This is a genomic window from Streptomyces sp. NPDC087440 (assembly GCF_044744005.1).
Lineage (GTDB): Bacteria > Actinomycetota > Actinomycetes > Streptomycetales > Streptomycetaceae > Streptomyces.
Genome location: NZ_JBIUXN010000016.1, coordinates 222,333 through 240,943, shown reverse-complemented (window position 1 = coordinate 240,943; position 18,611 = coordinate 222,333). Strand labels below are relative to the sequence as shown.

General features: G+C 71.8%; 18 protein-coding genes. 8 read left to right on the top strand and 10 right to left on the bottom strand.

The genetic code is table 11. The features are described from left to right. Positions 1-20: 20 nt before the first annotated feature. The 4 genes from ACIO3O_RS28950 to ACIO3O_RS28935 form a co-directional block, all read right to left on the bottom strand. On the bottom strand, positions 21-329 hold the full coding sequence (locus tag ACIO3O_RS28950) for a hypothetical protein (RefSeq protein ID WP_401750812.1): 309 nt from the start codon (positions 327-329) through the stop codon (positions 21-23). Positions 330-632: 303 nt separating this feature from the next. After that, positions 633-1,250, bottom strand: a complete 618-nt coding sequence (locus ACIO3O_RS28945) for a hypothetical protein (RefSeq protein WP_401750811.1) — start codon at positions 1,248-1,250, stop codon at positions 633-635. Positions 1,251-1,252: 2 nt separating this feature from the next. Further along, positions 1,253-1,852, bottom strand: coding sequence for a matrixin family metalloprotease (locus ACIO3O_RS28940; protein ID WP_401750809.1), 600 nt, complete (start codon positions 1,850-1,852; stop codon positions 1,253-1,255). Positions 1,853-1,943: 91 nt separating this feature from the next. Then, a complete protein-coding gene (locus tag ACIO3O_RS28935) occupies positions 1,944-2,150 on the bottom strand; it encodes a DUF397 domain-containing protein (protein ID WP_401750856.1) in 207 nt (68 codons plus the stop codon). A gap of 176 nt (positions 2,151-2,326) precedes the next feature. Here ACIO3O_RS28935 and ACIO3O_RS28930 point away from each other — a divergent pair, with 176 nt between their 5' ends. The 4 genes from ACIO3O_RS28930 to ACIO3O_RS28915 all read left to right on the top strand — a co-directional run bounded on the left by ACIO3O_RS28930 (position 2,327) and on the right by ACIO3O_RS28915 (position 7,533). Continuing rightward, on the top strand, positions 2,327-3,562 hold the full coding sequence (locus ACIO3O_RS28930) for a hypothetical protein (RefSeq protein ID WP_401750807.1): 1,236 nt from the start codon (positions 2,327-2,329) through the stop codon (positions 3,560-3,562). A 60-nt stretch (positions 3,563-3,622) separates the two neighbouring features. Beyond that, a complete protein-coding gene (locus tag ACIO3O_RS28925; RefSeq protein WP_401750804.1) occupies positions 3,623-5,383 on the top strand; it encodes a serine/threonine-protein kinase in 1,761 nt (586 codons plus the stop codon). A 74-nt stretch (positions 5,384-5,457) separates the two neighbouring features. After that, positions 5,458-6,474 (top strand): NlpC/P60 family protein, encoded by a 1,017-nt coding sequence (locus ACIO3O_RS28920; RefSeq protein WP_401750803.1) that lies wholly within the window; start codon positions 5,458-5,460, stop codon positions 6,472-6,474. A gap of 321 nt (positions 6,475-6,795) precedes the next feature. Then, entirely contained in the window at positions 6,796-7,533 is a 738-nt protein-coding gene (locus tag ACIO3O_RS28915) for a phosphatase PAP2 family protein (RefSeq protein ID WP_401750801.1), read from the top strand. A 23-nt stretch (positions 7,534-7,556) separates the two neighbouring features. On the opposite strand, the gene ACIO3O_RS28910 is transcribed toward ACIO3O_RS28915, so the two are convergent. Continuing rightward, on the bottom strand, positions 7,557-9,128 hold the full coding sequence (locus ACIO3O_RS28910; protein WP_401750799.1) for an FAD-binding oxidoreductase: 1,572 nt from the start codon (positions 9,126-9,128) through the stop codon (positions 7,557-7,559). Between the two features lie 741 nt (positions 9,129-9,869). Here ACIO3O_RS28910 and ACIO3O_RS28905 point away from each other — a divergent pair. Both ACIO3O_RS28905 and ACIO3O_RS28900 read left to right on the top strand, forming a co-directional pair. After that, entirely contained in the window at positions 9,870-10,682 is an 813-nt protein-coding gene (locus ACIO3O_RS28905) for a hypothetical protein (RefSeq protein ID WP_401750797.1), read from the top strand. 163 nt (positions 10,683-10,845) lie between these two features. Further along, positions 10,846-11,007 (top strand): hypothetical protein, encoded by a 162-nt coding sequence (locus ACIO3O_RS28900; RefSeq protein WP_401750858.1) that lies wholly within the window; start codon positions 10,846-10,848, stop codon positions 11,005-11,007. Positions 11,008-11,124: 117 nt separating this feature from the next. Here the strand turns inward: ACIO3O_RS28900 and ACIO3O_RS28895 are convergent, their stop codons facing one another. Beyond that, entirely contained in the window at positions 11,125-11,472 is a 348-nt protein-coding gene (locus tag ACIO3O_RS28895) for a metal-sensitive transcriptional regulator (protein ID WP_401750795.1), read from the bottom strand. 260 nt (positions 11,473-11,732) lie between these two features. Here ACIO3O_RS28895 and ACIO3O_RS28890 point away from each other — a divergent pair, with 260 nt between their 5' ends. Continuing rightward, positions 11,733-12,353, top strand: coding sequence for a DUF47 domain-containing protein (locus tag ACIO3O_RS28890; RefSeq protein WP_401750792.1), 621 nt, complete (start codon positions 11,733-11,735; stop codon positions 12,351-12,353). A 5-nt stretch (positions 12,354-12,358) separates the two neighbouring features. Then, positions 12,359-13,357, top strand: coding sequence for an anion permease (locus ACIO3O_RS28885; RefSeq protein ID WP_401750789.1), 999 nt, complete (start codon positions 12,359-12,361; stop codon positions 13,355-13,357). 394 nt (positions 13,358-13,751) lie between these two features. On the opposite strand, the gene pstB is transcribed toward ACIO3O_RS28885, so the two are convergent. The 4 genes from pstB to pstS form a co-directional block, all read right to left on the bottom strand. Continuing rightward, positions 13,752-14,528, bottom strand: a complete 777-nt coding sequence (gene pstB / locus ACIO3O_RS28880) for a phosphate ABC transporter ATP-binding protein PstB (protein WP_401750787.1) — start codon at positions 14,526-14,528, stop codon at positions 13,752-13,754. A 33-nt stretch (positions 14,529-14,561) separates the two neighbouring features. Beyond that, positions 14,562-15,635, bottom strand: a complete 1,074-nt coding sequence (pstA, locus tag ACIO3O_RS28875) for a phosphate ABC transporter permease PstA (protein WP_401750785.1) — start codon at positions 15,633-15,635, stop codon at positions 14,562-14,564. Next, a complete protein-coding gene (pstC, locus tag ACIO3O_RS28870) occupies positions 15,632-16,627 on the bottom strand; it encodes a phosphate ABC transporter permease subunit PstC (RefSeq protein WP_401750783.1) in 996 nt (331 codons plus the stop codon). Before pstC ends, pstA begins: the two co-directional genes overlap by 4 nt. Positions 16,628-16,899: 272 nt before the next feature. Then, positions 16,900-18,030, bottom strand: a complete 1,131-nt coding sequence (gene pstS, locus ACIO3O_RS28865; RefSeq protein WP_401750781.1) for a phosphate ABC transporter substrate-binding protein PstS — start codon at positions 18,028-18,030, stop codon at positions 16,900-16,902. Between the last annotated feature and the right edge of the window lie 581 nt (positions 18,031-18,611).

Below are 18,611 nucleotides of genomic sequence, written 5' to 3'. Positions count from 1 at the left end.
AGGACTGGGGGGAGAGGTGGCTAGACGGACATGCCGTACACGATGGTGAACAGCGTGCCGAGCGAGCCGATGATGAAGACGCCGGTCAGGCCCGCGACGATGAGGCCCTTGCCCTGTTCCGCGCTGAACGTGTCGCGCAGCGCCGTCGCGCCGATGCGCTGCTTCGCCGCACCCCAGATGGCGATCCCGAGGCACAAGAGGATGGCCACGGCCATGACGACCTCGACCATGATGCGGGCCTCGTTGCCAAGGTTTCCGAACGGCCCCCAGTTCGGCGCGATTCCGCCGATGATGGTGTTGATGTCGCCCTTTTCGGCTGCCAGGATCATTAAGTCACCGCCCCTGTCGGGTAGTTCGTACTCCTGCCGGACGGCAGAGAGCATCGCCCTATCTTCGCTGATGAAACCGCCCCGGTATGTCGACTTGGCGGCTCTCTTTACCGGACTTCCGCACGTACGTCCGGTCCCACCGCTCTGACCTGCGGTGCTCAGGGGGCGGGGCCGGTTGTCGGGGGAAAGCCGTATGGTCACTCTGTGTATCACGGGGGGTGACTCCGGGCAATGACTGGCGTTGTGCACCCTGGCTCTGTTACGTCGGGCCGAGGCGTGCGCTCCCGTGCGCCCGCGCTGCGTCTACGCGCGCGGGCTCTGCGTCGGGCCGGCCGAGGGGATCGTCCCGGCGGTCGGCGCCGGGGGCTGCCGGGTGACGTCGACCTGGTGGGCCACCGCCCACAACCACCGCTCCGCGACCGTGAGCCCCCGGTCCGCGCCGCCCGCCGCCCGGTCCGTCGCGCCGCCCGTGACGCTGCCCGCCGCCGCACCCAGGTCGGGGGCCGGGTGCGGCCTCGTACCGCTGAGGACCGCGTGCCCGGCGCCGCCGTCCCAGGCTGCGGTCGCGAAGACGTAACGCGTTCCGGGGGTCAAGGGGGCGTCCTCGCCGGGACTCTGAGTGACCGTCACCAGGCCGTCGAGGCGGCCCTTGAAGTTCCGGTCGACCCGGACTTCGTACAGCTCCTGTTCCAGCCCTCCGAGTGAGCGGTGGCCGGTCTTCCGGATGACGCCGCCGTGGAACACGTTCTCGGCGGACCCGGCGACCTCGCGCAGGTCGCCGGGGTCGTAGAGGGTGAGGGATTCCACGCCCCGCGGCCCGGGGGCGTACGAGGTGTATGTGGTGTACGAGGTGTACGTGGCCCAGCCGGACGCGGCGAGGACGAGGGCGGCGGCCGCCCCGAGACGTACGCGATGACGCATGGTCAGCCCCACAGCCTGCGGTAGTTGGTGACGTCCTGGCGGGTCGGGCGGCCGTCGGCGGGGAGGTCGGTGACGCCGCGTTCCATGAGGGTGAAGTACCAGTCCTGGGACTTGTGGCAGAAGCCGAGGGCGTGGCCCAGCTCGTGGGCGGCGACGATGCGCCGCCAGCGGGTGGCTCCGTAGCGGCGGCCGTCGGCGAGGTAGGCGTCGTTCATGAAGACGACGTCCGTGCCGGGGCGTCCGCTCCAGGCGGCCCCGGTGTTGTGCCACTTGCCGTCCGTGCGGTCGGTGTCCGTCCACTCCAGATCGGCGTACGAGAAGGAGTCGTCCGGGCGGAACCGCACCCGGTCCAGGCCGCGCGCCCGCTCCGTCCACGCGCGCACCGCGTGCCGCCGGGCGTCGTCGTAGGCCGTCGAGTCCTCCCAGGCGATCTCGCGGCCGTCCACCGAGGAGTCGCCCCGCGAGTCGACGCCGTCGGTGCAGCGGGCGGGGGCGGCGGCGGCCCCGGCCCGCTGGGGCAGGGCGTGTGCCGGGTTGGCGAGGGCGACGGCCAGTGCGGTGGCGGTGAGGAGGGTGGCCAGGGGGTGGCGGGCCGGAGTCATGTGCCCACTGTGCGGTGTGGGTCCGGCGGGGGTCGGGCACGACATGCGGGGCGGCCGGGGGCCGGGCGGCCTCCACACGCCGGACCCGGGGTTACTCGACTCCCTCCACGAAGTGGTCGAACTCGCCCGCCCGCACGCCCAGCACGAACGCCTCCCACTTGCGGCGGTTGGTGGTGACGACCGTCCCGGGATCGCTGGTCTCGCGCAGGTGGACGAGGTCCTCGGGGCCCTCTCCGGGCCCGAAGGCGATCTCGATCCAGGGGCCGGGGCCCTCCTCGCCCTCGGGGGCGGCCCGCACCCAGTCGAGATGGTCGGTCGCGCCGTCGAGCCGGCCGGTGGCCCTGGCGAGCCGGCCGGTCGCGCTGTCGAGCCCGTCGGTCGCGCCCTCGTGGGGTTCCGTCGTGTCCGTCATGGGGGACTCCTCGTTCCGAACGTATGTGCCTTCGGGGCCGGTGTCGCGCGATAGTGTCCAGCATGTCCGAGACCCAGGCGCCCGTGCCCGCGACCCCGGCGCCGCCCCGAACCCGGACGAACGCACCGGACCGCACTCCCGCTTCCCGCCCGTTCGTCGACCCGCTGCGGCACGCGGCCCCCGCGCTGCTCGGTTATGTTGCCGTACGACTCACCGGCCTCGCGATCCTGCTCGTCATGGCGGCCGCGCAGGGCAAGGACGGCATGCTCCGGCTGTACGGGCGCTGGGACTCACTCTGGTACCAGCGCGTCGCCGAACTCGGCTACGGGCACACGGTCACCCTCCCGGACGGCGCCGTCCACTCCGACCTCGCCTTCTTCCCGCTGCTCCCGGCGCTGGAGCGGGCCCTGCACGCCCTTCTTCCGCCGCTCGACGTCGCGGGCGCGGGCCTGCTCGTGTCCTGGGCCGCCGCGCTGGCCGCCGCGTGGGGGATCTTCGCGGTCGGCGCGCTGCTGTACGGGCGCCGGGCGGGCGTCCTGCTGGCGGTGCTGTGGGGGGCGTACCCGACGGCCTTCGTGCAGTCCATGGCGTACACCGAGACGCTGTTCACCGCGCTGGCCGCCTGGTCGCTGTACGCGGTGCTGCGCGAGCGGTGGATCACGGCGGGACTGCTCGCGGTGGGCGCGGGGCTGACCCGGCCGGTGGCGGCGGCGCTGATCGCGGCGATCGGGATCGCGGGGGTGTGGCGGCTGGTGAACCGGCGGGGGCCGGGGCGGGCCGCGACCCGGGGGAAGGACCGGGCGCCCACGTGGCGGGTGGTCGTGGGGGTGCTGCTGGCGCCGCTGGGCTGGCTCTCGTACGTCGTCTTCGTGGCCGTACGGGAAGGGGAGCCGTTCGCGTACTTCGACGTCCAGGCGGGGTGGGACAACCGGATCGACGGCGGGGTGGCGCTGGCCCGGTTCGTCGGCGAGCAGTTCGGGGCGAACGTCTTCGCGGGGGCGGGGCTGTGCGCGGCCTTCGCGGTGCTGGGGTGGGCGGTGTGGGCGGCGCTGCGGCTGCGGCCCGCGCTGCCGGTGGCGGTGTACGGGGTCGCGGTGGTGGTGATCTCGCTGGTCGGGTCGGGGTACTTCGGGTCGCGGCCGCGCCTGATGATGCCGTCGTTCCTGCTGCTGCTGGGGCCCGCGGTGGCACTGGCGGGGGCCCGGCGGCGCTGGGTGGCGGCGGCGGTCGTGGGGGCGGCGGGGATCGCGTCGGGGGCGTACGGGGCGGTGGCGCTGCTGGGGGCGGGGCCGCCGTGAGCGGACTGGGCAACTGGGGTTTCGTGCCCTGGAGTTGAGGCTCCCGGGTAATCTCCCCGGGTGGAATCTCTCAGGCCGCGCCAGGACCCCGACCGCATCGGTTCCTACACGCTGCTCGCCCGGCTCGGGGCGGGCGGGATGGGGCAGGTGTACCTCGGGCGCTCGCCCGGCGGGCGGCTGGTGGCGATCAAGGTGATCCGGGACGAGATCACCGACCACCCCGAGGCGCTGGCCCGGTTCCGGCGCGAGGCGAACACCGTGCGGGCGGTGCGCAGCGCGTACACCGCGAACCTGATGGAGGCCTCGCTGGACGCGGCTCCGTACTGGCTCGCCACCGAGTACGTGAGCGGGCCGACGCTCGCGCGGGCGGTGCGCGAGCGCGGGGCGTTCCCGGCCGACACGGCACGGGGGCTGTGCGCGGCGCTCGCGGAGGGGCTGGCGAGTGTCCACGCGTACGACGTCACGCACCGCGACCTCAAGCCCATGAACGTCATCCTGGCCGGTCAGGGCCCCCAGCTCATCGACTTCGGGATCGCGCGGGGCGTCGGGGACACGGCGCTCACGGTGACCGGGACGGCCCCGGGGACGCCCGGCTTCACTGCTCCCGAGGTGCTGATACGCAATCAGGTGGGCCCGGAGGCCGACGTCTTCGCCCTCGGGGCGACGCTGGCGTACGCGGTGACCGGCCGCCCGCCCTTCGGCAGCGGGCCTTCGGACGCGGTGTCGTACCGGGCGGTCCACGAGCCCGTCGACCTGGACGGCGTCGGCGACACCGGGCTCGTCGAGCTGATCCGGGCCTGCGTGGCCAAGGACCCCGCCGACCGCCCGACCCCCGAGGACGTCATCCGCGGCTGCGGGGTGCGGGGCGCGCTGGTGGACGACCCCTTCTACGGGGAGGTGGTGCGGGGCCTCGCGGAGTCGGTCCCGGTGGCGCCGGACGTCCTGCACGAACTGCCCACGCACGGACCGGGGTTGGGGTACATACCGACCCTGGACGCCGCCCCGCTCGGGCCCGGCACCACCCCCGGGCGGGGCGCCGCCGCCCGCAGACTCCGCCCGTGGGCGGTCGCGGCGGCGGTCGGCGCGGTGGTCGGGGTGTCGGTGGCGGGGGTGCTGCTGCTGCCGGGGTGGGGGGAGAAGGGGGCGGAGGGGGCCGGAGGGGGAGGGGGCGGTCAGACGGTGGCGGGGAAGACGCCGGGGGCGCAGCAGCCGCAGAAGTCGCCGAAGTCCCCGGAGGGGGGCACACCCCAGGGAGACGCGCCCAAGGAATCCCCCAAGGCCCCGCCGAAGGGGTCGCCCAAGGAGGACGTCCCGAAGGGCCCGCCCTCGTACGTCGAGCAGACCGCACCCGCCGCGAACCTGTGGAACGGCCTGCGGGACCGGTGCGCCCTGCCCGCCGAGGAGACCTACCCCCTGGACTTCCAGGGCTCCATCCCCCGTGGCAGTGCGCAGGAGGACGTGGGCCCGGGCAAGGTGCGCATCGGATTCCGGCTCAAGAACGCCATCACCGACGCTCCTCCGTACTACGTCTCGATCGCCGTGAAGCCGATCATGAAGGCGGGCGGGGACCGGGGGATAGGCGAGGACAACACCGCTCTGGGCTATCTGACCCGCCCGGTGAACCTGCACGAGGGCGACTCCACCGCGTGGAAGGACTTCACCTACCCCGACGACTTCACGGCCCGGGTGAACGGCAAGGCCGTCCCGGCCGCGCCCCTGTCCTCGTACACCGGCGAGTGGACCGTGAACTACCTGCACGTCACCGGGGTGCGGGAGTACCGGAGTTTCTTCTGTTCCGGCTTCATGTACCCGCTCGAGTAGACGGACGTTCGGATTCCGACATGCCCTGGGCCGAAACGGACGTACATCCGCTCCGGATGGGGGAGGGTTGAAGGGTGCGCAAAGTCTGGGTGGTGACGGGGGCAGGAGCCGGGGTGCTCCTGGCCTTCGTCACGCTGCTCGTCATCGGTACGTTCTCGGCGGCCGCGGGAATCGCCGGTCAGGGCGGTGCGGGCGGGCGGGCGGTGGGGCTGGCCAAGGGGGCCGTACCCGCGCTCTACCAGCCGCTCGTCCAGAAGTGGGGCAACCTCTGCCCCGCCATCAACCCCGCGCTGCTGGCCGCCCAGCTCTACCAGGAGAGCGGCTGGAACCCGAGGATCTCCAGCCAGGCCAATGCGCAGGGCATCGCCCAGTTCATCCCCGGCACCTGGGCCACGCACGGCATCGACGGTGACGGCGACGGGGACCGGGACGTGTGGGACCCGAAGGACGCGATTCCGTCGGCAGCCTCGTACGACTGCGAATTGGCTGGATACGTCAAGAAGGCGCCGGGTGACCCGACGAACAACATGCTCGCGGCGTACAACGCGGGCGCGTACGCGGTCATCAAGTACGGAGGCGTGCCGCCGTATCCGGAGACCAAGAACTACGTCAAGATCATCCGCTCCCTGGAGCAGAGCTTCGCCCGCCCCGTCGGCCGCGTCGCCCCCTCCCGGGCCGCCGCCACCGCCATCAACTACGCGCAGAGCAAGCTCGGCACGCCCTACCTCTGGGGCGGCAACGGCACCCCCGACCAGCAGGGCCGCTTCGACTGCTCCGGGCTCACCCAGGCCGCCTACCGCACGGTCGACATCGAGCTGCCCCGCGTCGCCAACGACCAGTACAACGCGGGCCCGCACCCGTCCCGCGACGAGCTGCTCCCCGGCGACCTGGTGTTCTTCAGCGACGACCTCACCAACTCCCGCAAGATCCGGCACGTCGGGATCTACGTCGGCGGCGGCTACATGATCAACGCCCCCTTCACCGGCGCCGTCATCCGCTTCGACAAGATCGACACCGACGACTACTTCGGCGCGACCCGGGTCACCGCCGACGGCGCGAAGGCACTGCCGAAGACACCGCCCGAAGCGTGATCCGAGGCCGGACGCGCGGGCTGCGGCGGAAGCGTGACGGTGCGTCGGATCTGGCCGGAACTCTCTGTGACGACTCGGCCCTGAGCTGGGACGATGAGTCTCTCTTCGATAACGTCATCGTGATCGTTCGGTGGAGAGTGGAACCTCTGGACGCCGCAGGGCGTTCCCTGGACGCAACGACTGCGACGACGACCGCGACGACCACCGCGATGTCGACTTCGGGAAGAACTGTCACGGGGGTGATGGACCCGCCGCGCACAACGACGTGCGCGAGCCGGGAGACGTGCGACTGCGACACAGCAAGGGCAAGGGGCCGTGCAGATGGCTGGACTCTCGATGGACGGGTCGAACCCCGATGTCAGCCTGCTCTACGACATCAACGGCATCGCGGTCGACGCCCCGGGCTGGGCGGATCGCGTCGTGGGCTTCGTCGGCGAGTACGGAATCCTGCTCGGGCTCGTCCTGGTCGCCCTCTGGTGCTGGTGGCGCGGCCGGGGCCGGGGCAGCGCCGAGGACGCGGTGGCGTCGGCCGCCGCGCTGGTGTGGGCACCGCTGGCGGCCGGAATCGCCCTGCTGATCAACATCCCGATCCGGGGGTTCGTGGAACGGCCGCGCCCGTTCCTGGAGCACCAGGGCCTGGAGGTCCTGGTGCAGGGCAAGACCGACTTCTCCTTCGTGAGCGACCACGCCACGCTGGCCATGGCGATCGCCGTCGGCGTCTTCATGGCGAACCGCAGGTGGGGCCTGTTCGCCCTCGCGCTCGCCTTCACGGAGGGACTCTGCCGGGTCTACATGGGCGTGCACTACCCGACGGACGTCGTCGGCGGCTTCGCACTCGGCACCGCCGTGACGCTGCTGCTGGCCCCGCTCGCCCTGATGCTGCTGACCCCGGCTCTGACGCTGCTGTCCCGCTGGGGGGCGACGCGTTCTCTCGTACGGTCGAGGGCCGCGCGGGAGCGGGACGCCGAGCGGCGGGCCGCCGCGCTGGCCGGACAGGCGCGGGTGGCGGCCCAGGCGCGGGACCGGGACGGCAGCGGCTTCAACGGGCTTGCCGCATAGGGGAGTTGAAGTGCCGACGGACTTCAGAGGGCCTGGGGGAAGTCGAACAGCCGGTCCGGGTCGTAGCGGGCCTTGAGCCGGGTGAGACGGTCGGCGGCGCTGCCGAAGTAGGCGCGCCGCCAGTCGGGGAGCGTGGCGTCCGGGTAGTTCTGGTAGGCGAAGCCCGACGCGTGGCGGCGCAGGGCGTCATGCGTGGTCGTCAGCCATTCCTGCTGGGCGGTGCCCGGCAGACCGGGCCGCCAGGACGCCGTGTACTGGGCGAGCATCCGCATGTTCCGGTGCACGAACGCGGTGGCCTCCGGGGCGACCCGGTTGACCGCGCCGCCGAGCGCGGTGAGGGCGACGGTGCCGCCACCGCCGCCCTGGGCGGCCGTGACGCGGGTGAAGCGTTCGACGGAGGCGAGCAGGGTCCGTACCCCCGCCGGGTCGAGGGACGTGGCGAAGAAGGCGGAACGGGAGGCGTAGTTCTCCCGGTTGAGGACTCCCGCGGGGTCGCGGCCCGGGGTCGTGCCGGGCAGGTGGCACTGGGCCTCGGAGAGGTCGGCGCAGCCCGCGTACTGGAGCATCGCGTCCAGGTGGGGTTTGCTGCGCAGGGTGGTGGAGCGCGGGGTTCCGGCCTTCGCGGCGAGCCGGTCGACGGCGTTGGCGAGGCCGGTGCGGGAGCCGAGGGAGAACGCGGCGACGTTCACGGTGGGGTTGCCGCCGCCCGCGCCCGCCGAGAAGTGCGCGGCGGACCAGATCTCGTCGGGCTGGCCGGGCCCCCACTCCTGCCAGGCGCTCAGTACGGCCGCCGCCTTCGACCACGGCCAGGTGAGATAGCCGGTGACCGTCTCGGGCGCCGGGTGCGTACGGAATTCCAGCTGCGTGACCACGCCGAACTGGCCGTTGCCCGCGCCGCGCAGGGCCCAGAAGAGGTCGGGGTTGGTGGTGTCGTCGCAGCGCAGGGTGGTGCCGTCGGCGGTGACGAGGGTGGCGGCGGTGAGGCTGTCGCAGGTCAGGCCGTACGCACGGGACAGCACGCCGTGTCCGCCGCCGAGGGTCAGCCCGGAGATGCCGACGGTGGGGCAGGAGCCGCCGGGGACGGTGCGGCGGGCGGTGGTGGTGAGGGCGCGGTAGACGTGGATCAGCTTGGCGCCGGCGCCGATGGTGGCGGTCGAGGACCCGTGCCGGACGTCCGTCAGCCGTGACACGTCGACGACCAGATGGCCGGTGCCGCTGGACCACCCCGTGTACGAGTGCCCCCCGTTGCGGATCGAGACGGGGGTGCGGGTCGCCCGGGCGAAGGCGAGGGCCTCGCGGACGTCGGCCTCGTGCGCCACGTAGGCGACGGCGGCGGGGCGCAGGTCGTCGAAGCGGGGGTTGTAGAGCTGGCGCGCGGTGGCGTAGTCGGCGTCCTGCGGCCGGACCAGCGACCCCTGGAGCGCCCGGCCGAGTGCGCCCCAGTCGCGGGCGGCCCCGGCGGACGTCGACCCGGAGGCCTTCGGCGTGGGCTTCCCGGACGCCGGGGCCTTGGCCGGGGGAGCGTCGTCGCAGCCGCTGGCCAGGACGGCGGCCCCCGTCGCGGCGAGCAGGGTACGTCGGCGGGGCTGGTTCATACGGGCCTCCCGGGGCGGGTGGGGCGGCGGCCCGGGACGTTCACGGCTGGGCATTGCCGCTGCGCGTGCCGTTGTGCCCGATCAACCCGCCCCCTAAACCGCCACGCACCCCGGGACCCCAAGTCGAGCGGGCCTCAACGCTCCAGCGCCGGGGCGGGCATTCAGGGGCGCGGGGAACTGCGCGACCAGCCACGACGCACCCGCACGGACCGGGGGTTCCAGGCGAGCGGGCCTCAACGTTCCCGTGCCGGGGGCGGGAGTTCAGGGGCGCGGGGAACTGCGCGACCAGCCACGACGCACCCGCACGGACCGGGGGTTCCAGGCGAGCGGGCCTCAACGTTCCCGTGCCGGGGGCGGGAGTTCAGGGGCGCGGGGAACTGCGCGACCAGCCACCGCGGCCTCGCACGGGCCGGAGACCACGACGTACCCGCCAGGGCCCCGCACGGGCCGGAGACCACGACGCACCCGCGGAGAGCGTTCAGTCCGCCACCCGCACAGAGTGCTCCACCGCATCCGCCCGCGCCCTGTCCCTGCTCCTCCGCGCCGGTCCCCGCCACCCGCACGGGCAGTGGGCGTGGGTGAAGGAGCCGTGTTCCGACGTCGTGGGGGTGTGGGGAGTGGCGGTGGGGGCCGGCCGGGGGGCTTCGTTCTCGGGCACGGGTCCACGGTACGGCGTGACGAAGTTCCCCCGGCACTCGTTAGGCGGGGCGAGCAGGAGGCTCGTACTCCGGAGGCAGGCGGATGGACAGGGTGAGCGGGGGCGCGGCCGCACTGGCCGTCGTGGTGGGGCTGGTGGGGACGACCGCCGGGTGCGGCGGGAGCGGGGCCGCGGCCGAGGACCGGAAGGGCGCCGATCCGGGGAGGGTCGTCAGAGGGGCCGCCGAGGCGGTACTGCGGGCGGGCAGCGCCGGGGACGTGCGGACCGGGATGGAGATGGCCGCCGGCGGGACGCGGGTGACCATCCGGGGTGAGGGCGTCTACGACTTCCGGGGGAGCCGGGGTCAGTTGAAGGTGCTGCTGCCGACCGGTCCGGAGGGCAAGCAGGAGCACCGGCCGATCGTGGAGGTGTTCGTACCCGGCGCCCTGTTCATGAAGAACCGGGGCGCCGGGGTGCCCGCCGACAAGTGGGTGCGGGTGGACACGGCACAGCTCGCCGACGGGAATCTCGTGACCGGTGGGGCGACCGATCCGCTCGCTGCCGTGGAGCTGTTGCGCGGGGCGCGGGACGTCGCGTACGTGGGCGAGGAGGCGGGTGGGGTGCGCCACTACCGGGGCGTGGCCGATCTCGCCGTCGCATCGCGGGTCGCTTCGCCGCAGGTCCGGGGGCCGCTGGGGGCGGCGGCGAAAGGGTTCTCCGCCAAGGGGGTCCCGTTCGACGCGTACCTGGATGCGGCGGGGCGGGTGCTCAAGGTGCGCCACCGGTTCAGCTTCGTGAACGCCGGGAAGGCGGTGGAGGTGGCCTCCACCGTCACGCTGGACGGGTTCGGGAAGCCGGTACGGGTCGTCTCGCCGCCCGAGGGCGCCATCTACACCGGCAAGATCCGTCGGCAGTAGACGCCGGGCGGTACGCCGGGTCCGTGGTCCCGGCGCGCCCCGGCGCATGGCGAGGGCGGGTGAGGGTGAAATGGCCCGTCCGTGCCATGCGCGGTGTGTGCCGTCCTCCCTACGCTAGGGAGTCGGCCCGCGGCGACAACGAGGTCGGGAAGAGGTGATGCAAGTGGCTCCGATGCGTGGTGCGGCCGTACAGGACCGCGTTGCCCTCGCCGAGATCGAGCTGTGCGGCGAGTTGATGATCGCGGCGTCCTCCGTGGACGGCGACCGGCTCAGTCCGGACCGCATCGACGAGGTGCTGATGCTCGCGGCGAAGGAGTTCGAGTAGGCGCGAGCGCTCCGCGAGGGGAAGCGGGAGAGGGGGGGGAGGCGACACCGGTCGCCTCCCCCCTCTGCGCAAGCCCTCTTCGTACAGCCGCAAGGAAGGTCGTACGAGCGAGATCCGTCACGTCCGCAGCATGCGCGCGATCGCCTTCGTCGCCTCCTCGACCTTCTCGTCGATCTCCGCCCCGCCCTTGAGGGCCGCGTCCGCGACGCAGTGCCGCAGGTGCTCCTCCAGGAGCTGGAGGGCGAAGGACTGGAGGGCCTTCGTGGAGGCCGAGACCTGGGTGAGTATGTCGATGCAGTAGACGTCCTCGTCGACCAGGCGCTGGAGCCCGCGGATCTGGCCCTCGATCCGGCGCAGGCGCTTGAGGTGCTCGTCCTTCTGCTTGTGGTAGCCGTGCGTGGTGGGGGCCTCGGTGGAGGGCGCGTCCGTCGTGGTCACGCCGGCCGCCTCTTCGGTGGTCGTCATCGCGTCCTCCTGGGAGAGAAGGGGGAGGGGCCGATGCGGTCGCATACCCCTCGTGGGTATATTCTACGGGATTTCGCCCGGGTTCCGCCGGGTCGCACCCGGGGTCCCGCCGGGGTACGGGCGGGCCGGTCTCCCGGTGCTCGGGGGCCGCTGCCCGCCACTCTGCCCGATGGGCGACACTGAGGAACGCCGGTTAGCCGTGGCCGGATGATGCGCCTAGCATCAGCCTGACCGAATCCAATGCACCCCGAGGACCCCACGTGCGCTTTCGTCTGACCCCCCGGGAGACGAGCTTCTACGACATGTTCTCCGCATCCGCGGACAACATCGTCACGGGCTCCAAGCTCCTCATGGAACTGCTCGGAGCGGATTCCTCCGCCCGGGCCGAGATCGCGGAGCGGATGCGGGCAGCGGAGCACGCGGGTGACGACGCCACTCACGCGATCTTCCACCAGCTCAACTCCTCCTTCATCACGCCGTTCGACCGCGAGGACATCTACAACCTCGCGTCGTCGCTCGACGACATCATGGACTTCATGGAGGAGGCCGTCGACCTGGTGGTCCTCTACAACGTCGAGGAACTGCCCAAGGGTGTCGAGCAGCAGATCGAGGTCCTGGCCCGGGCGGCCGAGCTGACCGCCGAGGCGATGCCCTCGCTGCGCACGATGACCAACCTCACCGAGTACTGGATCGAGGTCAACCGGCTGGAGAACCAGGCGGACCAGATCCACCGCAAGCTGCTCGCCCACCTCTTCAACGGCAAGTACGACGCCATCGAGGTGCTGAAGCTGAAGCAGATCGTGGATGTGCTGGAAGAGGCGGCCGACGCCTTCGAGCACGTGGCGAACACGGTGGAGACCATCGCCGTCAAGGAGTCCTGAGCTTCGTGGACACCTTTGCGCTGATCGTGACCATCGGAGTCGCGCTCGGTTTCACGTACACCAACGGCTTCCACGACTCGGCGAACGCCATCGCCACGTCCGTCTCGACGCGCGCGCTGACACCGCGGGCGGCGCTGGCCATGGCCGCGGTCATGAACCTCGCCGGTGCCTTCCTCGGGCAGGGCGTCGCGAAGACCGTCAGCGAGGGGCTCATCGAGACCCCGCACGGGCAGAAGGGCATGGCGATCCTGTTCGCCGCGCTGCTCGGTGCGATCGTCTGGAACCTCGTGACCTGGTACTTCGGGTTGCCGTCCTCGTCCTCGCACGCCCTGTTCGGCGGCATGGTCGGAGCGGCGCTGGCCGGGGGCACGGAGGTGATCTGGGGCGGCGTGCTGTCCAAGGTCGTCATCCCGATGTTCCTGTCGCCGGTGATCGGCCTCGTGATCGGCTATCTGGTGATGGTCGCGATCATGTGGATGTTCCGTAAGTCGAACCCGCACAAGGCGAAGCGGGGCTTCCGCATCGCCCAGACGGTCTCGGCGGCGGGCATGGCGCTCGGACACGGCCTCCAGGACGCGCAGAAGACCATGGGCATCGTGGTGATGGCGCTCGTGATCGCCGATGTCGAGGGTCAGGACGACGCGATTCCGATCTGGGTCAAGATCGCCTGTGCGGTGACGCTGTCGCTCGGTACGTACGCGGGCGGCTGGCGCATCATGCGCACGCTGGGGCGGCGGATCATCGAGCTGGACCCGCCGCAGGGGTTCGCGGCGGAGACCACCGCTGCGTCCGTCATGTACACGGCTTCGTTCATGTTCCACGCGCCGATCTCGACGACGCACGTGATCACCTCGGCGATCATGGGTGTCGGGTCGACCAAGGGGTCGCGGGCGGTGCGGTGGGGCGTGGCGAAGAACATCGTCATGGGGTGGTTCATCACGATGCCGGCGGCGGCGATTGTGGCGGCGGTCGGGTTCTGGGCGGTTCAGCTCGCCTTCGGTTAGGCGCACTCGTTTCCTGTACGGTCCTGGGCCCGTGCCCGGCATCCTTTTGGTGCCGGGGCGGGCCCTTTCCGTGTCCGTGCCCGGCACCGGGGTTGCCTGCGGCGCTGCCCCAGTCCCGCCCCTTCACCTAAAGCGCTCGGCCGCGCGGCTTGTGTGTGGTTGCTCGCGCAGTTCCCCGCGCCCCTGAAAGGGGCGATGCGCCCGCAGGGTTATGGGAAGGGGCGGGTAGGGGAGAAATCCGCCCCGGTGCCGGGTGTCGATCCGATCCCGCCCGGAGGGAAACGCCCTTCGCCCCGCCAGGGCCTGGGCCCGGCGGGGCGAAGGGGGGCTCGCGGTGGCACCGCCATGCAGCACCGCGAGGTTCGGGGGGACCCCGGGAAGGGGTCCGTTCGGGCTAGCCGAAGCGGCCGGAGATGTAGTCCTCGGTGGCCTGGACGGAGGGGTTGGAGAAGATCCGCTCGGTCTCGTCGATCTCGATGAGCTTGCCGGGCTGGCCCACCGCCGCCAGGTTGAAGAAGGCCGTGCGGTCGGAGACGCGGGCGGCCTGCTGCATGTTGTGGGTGACGATGACGATCGTGAAGCGCTCCTTGAGCTCCCCGATCAGGTCCTCGATGGCGAGGGTCGAGATCGGGTCGAGCGCGGAGCACGGCTCGTCCATCAGGAGGACCTGGGGCTCGACCGCGATGGCGCGGGCGATGCACAGGCGCTGCTGCTGGCCGCCGGAGAGGCCGGAGCCCGGCTTGTTGAGGCGGTCCTTGACCTCGTTCCAGAGGTTCGCGCCGCGCAGTGACTTCTCGACGATGTCGCCGAGCTCCGACTTCTTGTAGGAGCCGTTCAGGCGCAGGCCCGCCGCCACGTTGTCGAAGATCGACATGGTGGGGAAGGGGTTGGGGCGCTGGAAGACCATGCCGACCGTACGGCGTACCGAGACCGGGTCGACGTTCGAGGCGTACAGGTTCTCGTCGTCCAGGAGGACCTTGCCCTCGACGCGGCCGCCGGGGGTGACCTCGTGCATGCGGTTGAGGGTGCGCAGGAAGGTCGACTTGCCGCAGCCGGAGGGGCCGATGAAGGCCGTGACGGAGCGGGGCTCGACGGTCATCGAGATGTCGTCGATGGCTCGGTGGGAGCCGTAGTAGGCGGAGAGTCCGGAGACGTCGATTCGCTTGGCCATGATGACGGTCACTTCGCTTTCAGGGTTGTCGCGTCAGCGACCGGTCTTGGGGGCCTTCCAGCGGGCGATGCCGCGGGCCACCAGGTTGAGGATCATGACGAAGGCGATGAGGACCAGGGCCGCTGCCCAGGCGCGGTCGTAGCTCGCCTCGCTGCCGACCCGGTACTGCTCCCAGATGTAGAAGGGGAGCGAGGACTGGGCGCCGTCGAAGGGGTTCGGGTTGATCAGCTGGCTGCCGAAGACCAGGAGCATGATCGGGGCGGTCTCGCCGGCGATGCGGGCGATGGCCAGCATGACGCCGGTGGTGATGCCGCCGACGGCGGTCGGCAGGACCACCTTCAGGATCGTGCGCCACTTCGGTACGCCGAGGGCGAGGGAGGCCTCGCGCAGCTCGTTGGGGACCAGCTTCAGCATTTCCTCGGTGGAGCGGACGACCACCGGGACCATCAGGATCGCCAGGGCGAGCGCGCCCATGATCCCGGAGGGGCCCAGGCCGAACATCAGCATGATCGCGAGGAGGAAGAGGCCCGCCACGATCGAGGGGATGCCGGTCATGACGTCCACGAAGAACGTCACCGCCTTGGCGAGCGCGCCCCTGCCGTACTCGACGAGGTAGACGGCCGTGAGGAGTCCGATCGGGGCGGCCACCAGCGTGGCCAGGCCGACCTGCTCCAGGGTGCCGATCAGCGCGTGGTAGACGCCGCCGCCCGCCTCGAAGCCGGGGACGCCCGCCATCGAGTGGGTGAGGAAGTAGCCGTCGAGCACCTTGATGCCGCGGCTGATCGTCGTCCACAGGAGCGAGACGAGCGGGATGATCGCGAGGACGAAGCAGACCCACATGACGCTGGTGGCGACACGGTCCTTGGCCTGGCGCCTGCCCTCGATCGCGCCGCTGACGGTGAAGGTCAGGACGACGAAGAGGATCGCGGCGAGCAGGCCCCACTGGACCTTGCTCTGCCACCCGGCGAGCAGTCCGACGCCGACGCCCAGGGCCAGCGACACGGCCGCGAAGCCGAGCGGGGCCAGGCGCGGCAGGCTCCTGCCCGCGAGGGAGGACGGGGCGGGGGCCGCGGGCACGGCGTCCCTGGTCATCGTTGCCTGGCTCATGCGTTGGCCCCCGAGTACTCCTTGCGGCGGGCGATGATGAGGCGCGCCGCGCCATTGACCAGCAGGGTGAGGACGAAGAGGACCAGGCCGGAGGCGATCAGCGCGTCCCGCCCGTACTCGTTGGCCTCGTCGAACTTCGCGGCGATGTTCTGCGCGAAGGTGCCGCCGCCCGCGTCCAGCAGGTGGAAGGAGAGCAGGAAGTTCGGGGAGAGGACGGTCGCGACGGCCATCGTCTCGCCGAGCGCACGGCCCAGGCCCAGCATCGAGGCGCTGATGACGCCCGAGCGGCCGAAGGGGAGCACGGAGAGCCGGATGACTTCCCAGCGGGTGGCGCCGAGCGCGAGCGCGGCCTCCTCGTTCATCTTCGGGACCTGGAGGAAGACCTCGCGGCTCACGCTGGTCACGATCGGCAGGATCATGATCGCGAGCAGGATGCCGACGGTGAAGAGGTTGCGGGCCGGGCCGATCTCGGTCTTCTCGAAGATCAGCGTCCAGCCGAGGTACTCGTCCAGCCAGGAGTTCAGGCCGTCCAGGTACGGGACCAGGACGAGGGCGCCCCAGATGCCGTAGATGATCGACGGCACGGCGGCCAGCAGGTCGACCACGTAGGCGAGCGGCGCGGCCAGCTTGCGGGGCGCGTAGTGCGAGATGAAGAGGGCGATGCCGACGGCGATCGGGACCGCGATGAGCATCGCGATGACCGAGCTGATCACCGTGCCGTAGAGGAGTACGGCGATGCCGAAGACCGGCGGGTTGCCGGACGGGTCCCAGTCGAAGGTGGTGAAGAAGTTGCCCTCGTTGTCGGCGAGGGCGGCGCTGGCGCGGACGGTGAGGAAGATGGCGATCGACGCCATCACCACGAGCAGCAGGATGCCCGAGCCGCGCGAGAGGCCCAGGAAGATCTTGTCGCCGGGACGGGCCGCGGACTTCGCCTTGGGGGCGGGGGGCGGTTCGGCCGGTGGGGAGTCTGGGGGTGTGAGGGTGGAGGCCATGACGTGTCTTTCCGGTCTGGGGAGGGGCGGCCGGGGTGGGCCGGTCCCGGGCGGCGGTGCACCGGATGGTGGGGCGGGGTCTTCGTTGTGCGGTACGGGGGGCTGGGCGGGGGCTACCGGGCTGGGCCGGTGTCGGGCGGGCCGCCCCCTTGCCCGCCCGTCCCGCCCCCGGGGGGGCCCGCCGCCCAAGGGGGCGGGCGGCGGCCGCGCCCCAAGGGGGCTGGGCTGAGGCTGCGTCCCCAGGGGAGCGGCGGCGGGAGACCCGGGGTGGGTTACTTCAGGCCGGCGATGGTTTCGCGGACCTTGGCGTTGATCTCGGCGGGGATCGGGGCGTAGCCGATGGAGGAGAGGGCCTTCTGGCCCTCGTCCGAGGCGGTGTAGTTGAGGAAGGACTTCACCGTCGGGAGGGTGTCGGCCTTGTTGCCCTCGTCGCAGACGATCTCGTACGTGACGAGGACCAGCGGGTAGGCGCCCTCGGCCTTGGTCGCGTAGTCGAGCTCCAGGGCCAGGTCCTTGCCGGTGCCCTTGATCTTGGCGGCGGCGATGGCCTTGGAGGCGTTCTCGGAGTTGGCGGCGACCGGGGCGGAGGCGCCGGTGGCGACCTTCACCGTGGGGATGGACTGCGAGGTGGCGTAGCTGAGCTCGAAGTAGCCGATCGAGCCCTCGTTCTGCTTGACCTGGGCGGCGACACCGGAGGAGCCGTTGGCGCCCTGGCCGCCGGCGGCGGGCCACTTCTTCTCGGCCTCGTACTTCCAGTCGGCCTTGGCGGCCTTGCCGAGGTACTTGCCGAAGTTCTGGGTGGTGCCGGAGTCACCGGAGCGGTGCACGGACTGGATGGCCTTGTCCGGCAGCTTCGCGCCCGGGTTGAGCTTGGCGATCGCCGGGTCGTTCCACTTCTTGATCTGGCTGTCGAAGATCTTGGCGATCGCGGAGGCGTCCAGGACCAGGTCCTTGACCTCGGGGAGGTTGTAGCCGATCGCGATCGGGCCGCCGACCATCGGGAGGTCGATGCCCTGGCCGGTCTTGCAGGCCTTCTTCGAGGCGGCGACCTCTTCGGGCTTCAGCGCGGAGTCGGAGCCGGCGAAGCCGACGACGCCGTCGGTGAAGTTGGAGATGCCGTCGCCGGAGGAGGAGGACTTGTAGTTGATCTCCACGCCCTGGCAGGCGGCCATGTAGTTCTTGACCCAGAGGTCCATGGCGTTCTTCTGCGCGGAGGAGCCGGAGGCGAGGAGCTTGCCCTTGGCGCCTTCGCACTTGACGTTCTTGGCGGCGTTGGTGCCGCCGGTCCCGCCGGTGCCACCGCTGTTGTTGTCCGAGCCGCACGCCGTGAGGAGCAGGGCGCCGGAGACGGCGAGGGCGCCGAATGCGGAGGCGCGGAGCCGGTTCTTGCGCGGGAGCTTCATCACTCTCTGGGTTCCTTCCGGGTGCCGCCGGGCCCTGTGGCGGGCGGCGTGCGAGGTGGGTGGGAGGGGTGTGGGACTTCTCGGCCGGATGGCCGGTCCCTTGCGTCTGCCTGTACGAAATTAGGCAGATCAGGTGAAGCGGGCTGCGGGGGAGAGTGAACGGGGGGTGAACCGTGGCGGGCGGGCACGTGCCGGTGCTTGGCGGCGGGGGTGCGCTTGCCGGTGCCGGGCTGCTCGTGCGGTTCTGCCGCGCGGGGCGCCCCTTCAGGGGCGCGGGGAACTGCGCGACCAGCCACGACGCACCTGCACGGAACCGTCCAATGGCCGCGCGGCGAGCGCTTTAGGTGGAGGGGCGGGTCTGGGGCCTCTTCTGCCTGGGCAGGACGGGGCCGCGTGTCCGGTACGGGGGCGGGCCGGGGCCCCCTTGGACGCGCGTCCGGAGCAGGCGCTCGGCCAGGGGCCGGTGTCGGGGCGAGCCGGTGGCGAGAGGGCCGGAACGGGGCGGGGCCCGTGTCGGGCGGGCCGCCCCCCTTGCCCGCCCGTTCCGCCCCCTTGGGGCGGCCCCGTCGCCCAAGGGGGCT

Coding starts and splice junctions, on each gene's coding strand:
- ACIO3O_RS28950 (WP_401750812.1), bottom strand. CDS start 329: ATGATCCTGGCAGCCGAAAAGGGCGACATCAACACCATCATCGGCGGA.
- ACIO3O_RS28945 (WP_401750811.1), bottom strand. CDS start 1,250: ATGCGTCATCGCGTACGTCTCGGGGCGGCCGCCGCCCTCGTCCTCGCC.
- ACIO3O_RS28940 (WP_401750809.1), bottom strand. CDS start 1,852: ATGACTCCGGCCCGCCACCCCCTGGCCACCCTCCTCACCGCCACCGCA.
- ACIO3O_RS28930 (WP_401750807.1), top strand. CDS start 2,327: ATGTCCGAGACCCAGGCGCCCGTGCCCGCGACCCCGGCGCCGCCCCGA.
- ACIO3O_RS28915 (WP_401750801.1), top strand. CDS start 6,796: ATGGCTGGACTCTCGATGGACGGGTCGAACCCCGATGTCAGCCTGCTC.
- ACIO3O_RS28910 (WP_401750799.1), bottom strand. CDS start 9,128: ATGAACCAGCCCCGCCGACGTACCCTGCTCGCCGCGACGGGGGCCGCC.
- ACIO3O_RS28905 (WP_401750797.1), top strand. CDS start 9,870: ATGGACAGGGTGAGCGGGGGCGCGGCCGCACTGGCCGTCGTGGTGGGG.
- ACIO3O_RS28895 (WP_401750795.1), bottom strand. CDS start 11,472: ATGACGACCACCGAAGAGGCGGCCGGCGTGACCACGACGGACGCGCCC.
- pstB (WP_401750787.1), bottom strand. CDS start 14,528: ATGGCCAAGCGAATCGACGTCTCCGGACTCTCCGCCTACTACGGCTCC.
- pstA (WP_401750785.1), bottom strand. CDS start 15,635: ATGAGCCAGGCAACGATGACCAGGGACGCCGTGCCCGCGGCCCCCGCC.
- pstC (WP_401750783.1), bottom strand. CDS start 16,627: ATGGCCTCCACCCTCACACCCCCAGACTCCCCACCGGCCGAACCGCCC.
- pstS (WP_401750781.1), bottom strand. CDS start 18,030: ATGAAGCTCCCGCGCAAGAACCGGCTCCGCGCCTCCGCATTCGGCGCC.